This window comes from Streptomyces sp. adm13(2018) (genome assembly GCF_008042145.1).
Classification (GTDB): Bacteria; Actinomycetota; Actinomycetes; order Streptomycetales; family Streptomycetaceae; genus Streptomyces.
Window position 1 is genome coordinate 1392598 of sequence record NZ_RDBH01000129.1, and the last position, 5448, is coordinate 1398045.

Sequence of the window (5448 nt, forward strand, 5' to 3'; positions counted from 1 at the left end):
GCCGTTCGTTGGGTCGCGACCGGCGGGTGGGGGTGGTGTGAAGATGTGTTGATCCGATCGGGGGACGTGTTCGTCGTGCTCCGACGGGTCCGGTGCACGCCCTGAACTACGCTCGGGATCGCCCGTGCGGAGCCCCCCGCGGGATCGGCTCGTGCGCAGGTGGACGGGAGCGTGGCCCGTGACGGATCAGGCGGTGGCGGCGGCCGGCAGCCGGCAGTTCTTCGGCCGACAGCGGGAGTTGAAGGCCCTGCGCGCCGACATCGAGCGGACCGGCCTCGACACCCTCACCGGCCGCAAGGCCCCCCGCGCCCGCGTGCTCCTCGTCGCCGGGAAGCCCGGCTCCGGACGGACCGCGCTCGCCGAGGAACTCGCCGCCGGACTCTCCGACCGCTACCCCGACGGGATCTTCCGCGCCCGGCTCACCGAGCCCGGCGGCGACCCCGTCCCCACCGCCCGCGTCGCCCAGGAACTCCTCGCCGTCCTCGGCGTCGCGGAGCCCCCGGGCGCCGCCGAGGACGAGCTGACCGAGCTGGTCCGCTCGGCTCTCGGCGAGCGACGGGCCGTGCTGATCCTCGACGACGCCGTCGACGCCGAGCAGGCCGACCCGCTGATCCCCGACCACCCCGACTTCCTGGTGATCGGCGTCGCTCAGGGCCCGCTCACCGGCATCCCCGACGTCCGCCCCTGCACCCTCGGCGGTCTCGACCCCAAGTCGGCCATCGAACTGCTCACCGCCTTCACCGGCTCCGTACGCGTCACGGTCGATCCGCAGGCCGCCGAGACCCTCGTCGAGGAGTGCGGCGGGCTGCCCTCGGCGGTCGTGCTCGCCGGCGGCTGGCTCTCCTCCCGCCCCAAGTCCTCCGTCGCCGACCTCGCCAAACGGCTCCGCGCCCTCGCCGGCGACCCGCTGACCCGGGCCTTCCTGCTCGCCCACGACGGGCTGCCCGCGACCGCCGCCCGGATACTGCGGTTCCTCTGCCTGGCCCCGCTCGGCCGGGCCGACGCCCACACGGCCTCTGCCCTGGCCGGCTGCTCGGTCTCGGCCGCGGCGACCACCCTCGCCGACTTCGCCGCCCTGGGGCTCCTCGAAGGTGGCGAGGACGGGCAGTACCAGGTCCCCGGCCATCTCGTCCCCCTCCTTCGCGCCCAGCTGGAGGAGCGCGACCGGCCCGCCGAGGTGCAGCTCGCCCGGGCCCGGATGCTGGAACGGACCGTACGGCTCCTCCAGTCCTGCCGCGCGGTCACCGAACCCGAGGGCTCGCCGGCCCGCCGGAAGCTGTCCGGTCTGCCACGCGCCCTGCGCTTCCCCCACACCGCCGCCGCGGCGGAGTGGCTGGACTCCCGGCAGGCCTTCCTGCTGGCCGCCGCCCGGCTCGCCGTCGCCGACGGGGAGCTGGACACGCTGGCCCGCCGCCTGGTCGCCTCGCTGGTGCGGGCGCTGGCCGCGCACCGGGGCGCCGAGGCGGCCGCGCCCCAGCTGTACGGGCTGCACCGGCTGGTCCTGGACGTGGCCGAGCGGCGCGGACTGCACCGGGAGCGCGCCGCGGCCCTGCTCAACCTGGCCGACCTCGATGCCCGCACCGGACGGACGAACGAGGCTCTGCTGCGATATCGGTCGGCTTTGGATGCCGGACGCGCAGCAAATGACCCGTACGCGACCGGTCGCGCAATGGAATCCGTAGGTGGCTCGTATCAGGAGCTGGGAGACTGGCAGCGGGCCGGCGACTGGTACGGGCGGGCGCTCGCGCAGCGTCTCGCCCGGGACGAGCGGCCCGATCAGGCCAGACTGTACGGCCGCCTGGGCGCCGTGCACACCTACGCGGGCCGCTACGGCGAGGCCCTGCGGAACTGGCGCGCCGCCGCCGCGGGCCACCGGAGGCTCGACGATCTGCCCGGCTACGCGCGGGCGTTGAGCGAGGCCGCCCGGGTCCAGGAGTACGCCGGACGACCCGAGGAATCCCTCCGGACCTGCGAGGAAGCCGTCGAGTGGGCCCGTCGGGCCCAGGACACCCGGCTCCAGGCCGCCCTTCAGCTCCGCCTCGCCGACACCCTCGACCGGCTCGGCGATCCGGCCGCCGCCCGGCTGCATCGGGCGGCCGCGGAGAGACTGCTGGAAACGGAACGATCAGCCTACGAAATCCGCAGTGGGTCCAGCGAAGATTAGTACTTTGAAAGGCTAGACAGGGAGAACTCCTTCATTAGACTGGGTGCGCCGCGTTCGAACGTGGTCTGCCCCGGTGCGCCGCAGTGCATCCGGGTATGTATCGCAGTGCCCCATGTATCCCCCCTGATTCAAGGACCGTGATCGACGATGAAGGTCGGCATCCCCCGCGAGGTCAAGAACAACGAGTTCCGCGTGGCCATCACCCCTGCGGGTGTCCACGAGCTCGTCCGCCACGGCCACCAGGTCTTCATCGAGCAGAACGCCGGTGTCGGCTCCTCGATCACGGACACCGAGTACGTCGCCGCCGGCGCCGAGATCCTCCCCACCGCGGACGAGGTCTGGGCCGTCGCCGACCTGCTGCTCAAGGTCAAGGAGCCGATCGCGGAGGAGTACCACCGCCTCCGCAAGGACCAGACGCTCTTCACCTACCTGCACCTGGCCGCCTCCCGGGAGTGCACGGACGCGCTCCTGGCGTCCGGCACCACCGCGATCGCGTACGAGACCGTCGAGACCGCCAACCGCGCGCTCCCGCTGCTCGCCCCGATGTCCGAGGTCGCGGGCCGCCTGGCCCCGCAGGTCGGCGCCTACCACCTGATGCGCTCGGTCGGCGGCCGCGGCGTGCTCCCCGGCGGCGTCCCCGGCACCCACGCGGGCGAGGCGGTCGTCATCGGCGGCGGCGTCTCCGGCTGGAACGCCACCCAGATCGCCGTCGGCATGGGCTTCCACGTGACCCTGCTCGACCGCGACATCAACAAGCTCCGCGAGGCCGACAAGATCTTCGGCACCAAGGTGAAGACGGTCGTCTCCAACGCCTACGAGCTCGAGAAGGCCGTCGTCCAGGCCGACCTCGTCATCGGCGCCGTCCTCATCCCGGGCGCCAAGGCCCCGAAGCTGGTCACCAACGAGCTCGTCGCCAAGATGAAGCCCGGAAGTGTCCTTGTCGACATTGCGATCGACCAGGGCGGCTGCTTCGAGGACTCGCACGCGACCACCCACGCCGAGCCGACCTTCCTGGTCCACAACTCGGTCTTCTACTGCGTCGCGAACATGCCGGGCGCGGTCCCGAACACCTCCACCTACGCCCTCACCAACGCCACGCTGCCCTACATCGTGTCGCTGGCGAACAACGGCTGGGTCGGGGCCCTGCGCCGCGACGCCGCCCTCGGTCTGGGTCTCAACACCCATGACGGCAAGGTGGTTTACAAGGAGGTCGCCGAGGCGCACGGCCTCGAGCACGTCGAGCTGAGCACCCTCCTGGCCTGACCCCCGCGGCGCCGCCGTCAACGCGTGCCGTCAATGCCGCACCCCCGGCCGGACCTTGTTCGACAAGGTCCGGCCGGACGCGTCTCGGCGCCCGGAGGAACGTTCGGCCAACTCGCCTCGAACGTAACCCTTTAACCGTTTCGCCCACCCCTGAAACGTGTGGATGCGTGCCTGCGCACCCTTGACAGAGAGGTGTTCGGTTGCCGACACATCGGGCCGGGTCCGGCGGATTGTGTTGCTGCGGAGCGGTGACACGCCATAGAGTCGCCAACCGTCGGCATGGTGCCACGCTGACCTATCGATAAATGTTCCTGGTGACATCCAAGGAGGTAAGACGACTTGTGAATGAGTCGACAATTACTCCCGGGAGCGGTGCACCAGGTGCTCCGATCGGCTCCGTCGCGGTGCGGACCTTCGCGACGCACCAGCCCATGACGACAGCCCACACGATGAAGACGATGGACGGCCTACACGTGAACGCCACGGCCGGCAACGAGATGGGCCGAGAGTCCACCCCCTTCGCCGCCTTTGACGAGGTGCCCGAGGGGCACTTCTACGACCCCGACGCCGAGTACGAGCCCGACCCCGAGTACGCGGCCACCCTCGCACCCGACGCCGCCCGGCAGCGCCGCGAGCGGATCGGCCCGACGGGACGGCCCCTGCCGTACTTCCCGATCCCCGGTCCGCTGACGGACCACGGACCCGCGAAGATCATCGCGATGTGCAACCAGAAGGGCGGCGTCGGCAAGACCACGTCGACCATCAACCTGGGTGCCGCGCTCGCGGAGTACGGGCGACGGGTCCTGCTCGTCGACTTCGACCCGCAGGGAGCCCTGTCGGTCGGCCTCGGCGTGAACCCGATGGAGCTCGACCTCACCGTCTACAACCTGCTCATGGAGCGGGGCATGTCGGCGGACGAGGTCCTCCTCAAGACCGCCGTGCCCAACATGGACCTGCTGCCGAGCAACATCGACCTCTCGGCCGCCGAAGTCCAGCTCGTCAGCGAGGTCGCGCGCGAGTCGACGCTCCAGCGCGCCCTGAAGCCGCTGATGAACGACTACGACTACATCGTGATCGACTGTCAGCCCTCGCTCGGCCTGCTGACCGTGAACGCCCTGACGGCGGCTCACAAGGTCATCGTGCCGCTGGAATGCGAGTTCTTCGCGCTCCGCGGAGTCGCGCTGCTCACCGAGACCATCGAGAAGGTCCAGGAGCGGCTCAACCCCGAGCTGGAGCTCGACGGCATCCTCGCCACGATGTACGACTCCCGCACCGTGCACAGCCGCGAGGTCCTCGCGCGGGTCGTCGAGGCCTTCGACGACCACGTCTACCACACGGTCATCGGGCGGACGGTGCGCTTCCCGGAGACCACGGTCGCCGGCGAGCCCATCACCACGTACGCCTCCAACTCCGTGGGCGCCGCCGCCTACCGCCAGCTCGCCAGGGAGGTGCTCGCCCGGTGTCACGCCGAGTGAGTCTGCCCGGCGCCGACGAACTCTTCCGTACGACCGGGGGGACGGCGCTCCAGGCGTCCGCACCCCGCCGGGCCGTCCCGGCACCCGCGGGCGAGAGCGACACGACGGCGGCCGAGGGCTCCGCGGAGCACTCCGCCGCGGACTCCGAGGCGTCGGAGCCGAGGGTCCGGACGGCGGAGCCCGAGGGCGCCGCCGGCCCGAAGCCCGCGACGTCCCCCGCCGCGGCGCCCGCCCCGGCGGCGGCGCGTCGGCGCGGCGGCCGGACCCCGAACCGGCGGCCCAGCGGCCGTGAGCGCCACGACGAGAAGATCACGGTCTACGTCTCCGCCGAGGAGCTGATGGACCTGGAGCACGCCCGGCTGGTGCTCCGCGGTGAGCACGGTCTCGCCGTCGACCGGGGCAGGATCGTCCGGGAGGCCGTCGCGGTCGTCCTGGCGGACCTGGAGTCCCGCGGCGACGCGAGCATCCTCGTGCGCCGCCTGCGCGGCCGCTGACGGTAGCCTGCGGGCTGCCGCGCCCCCCCGCTCCCCTGGACCTCCATGCACC

Annotated in this window: 4 protein-coding genes; all 4 read left to right on the forward strand. The window is 71.9% G+C overall.

Annotation, left to right across the window (positions count from 1 at the left end):
* Nucleotides 1–178 precede the first annotated feature (178 nt).
* Nucleotides 179–2164: a tetratricopeptide repeat protein gene (locus EAO70_RS23090; protein WP_261992992.1), complete on the forward strand. Its 1986-nt coding sequence runs from the start codon at nucleotides 179–181 to the stop codon at nucleotides 2162–2164.
* Between the two features lie 147 nt (nucleotides 2165–2311).
* Nucleotides 2312–3427 carry an alanine dehydrogenase gene (gene ald, locus EAO70_RS23095; RefSeq protein WP_148004714.1) on the forward strand — a complete coding sequence of 372 codons (1116 nt, stop codon included), beginning with the start codon at nucleotides 2312–2314 and terminating at the stop codon, nucleotides 3425–3427.
* 449 nt (nucleotides 3428–3876) lie between these two features.
* Nucleotides 3877–4902, forward strand: coding sequence for a ParA family protein (locus EAO70_RS23100; protein ID WP_261993048.1), 1026 nt, complete (start codon nucleotides 3877–3879; stop codon nucleotides 4900–4902).
* Nucleotides 4887–5396: a hypothetical protein gene (locus EAO70_RS23105; protein WP_148004716.1), complete on the forward strand. Its 510-nt coding sequence runs from the start codon at nucleotides 4887–4889 to the stop codon at nucleotides 5394–5396. The genes EAO70_RS23100 and EAO70_RS23105 overlap by 16 nt, the downstream gene beginning before the upstream one ends.
* Nucleotides 5397–5448: the final 52 nt, after the last annotated feature.